This is a genomic window from bacterium (assembly GCA_017744355.1).
In the GTDB taxonomy this organism is placed as follows: Bacteria; Cyanobacteriota; Sericytochromatia; order S15B-MN24; family UBA4093; genus JAGIBK01.
On record JAGIBK010000032.1, the window covers coordinates 1 to 524 of the forward strand.

1 protein-coding gene is annotated in these 524 nt (G+C 71.8%); it reads right to left on the reverse strand.

The window, feature by feature from the left end; all coding sequences use genetic code 11:
• On the reverse strand, nt 1-385 hold a 385-nt coding region (locus J7643_20030), incomplete at its 3' end, for a hypothetical protein (protein MBO9542880.1).
• Nucleotides 386-524: the final 139 nt, after the last annotated feature.

Genomic DNA, 524 nt, shown 5'->3' on the forward strand with positions numbered 1-524 from the left:
GGATGATGTCGGCGGCGCCGTCATGCTCGGAGGCGAGCGCGGCGATCGGCTCGGCGATCTCGAAGTGGAGCTCGGTGGAGGGATGGTCGTTCAGCTCGGCCTGCCAGCGGGCGTGGCGGATGCCGGCGGTCCAGAGCGAGACGCCGCGGCCCTCGATCGAGACGAAGCCCAGCTCGCGGGCCTTTGCGGCGGCGCGGAGCAGGCGGGTGCCGTCGGCGCAGTCGAGGTCGAGCAGGCGCACGGCGCGGTGGCCGTGGTTGCGGAATTCGGCGAGCGCGCGGGCGATGCGCGCGTCGCACGGCGCCTCGGCCGGGTGCGGGCGCGCTCCGCCAGGCTCGGTGACGCGGCGGAGCAGTCCGCCGAGCGAGAATTGGGTGGCCATCATCGATTATGCTCCTTGGTGCCGGTCCTCAGCGACAGGGGTCCCTGAATCCGGCGGTGGGATGGGGTGCGTCGCTCGTCGGCATGCGGACGAGCAACGCGAGCAGGCTTGCGATCAGGCACATGCATCAGTGCGACAGGAT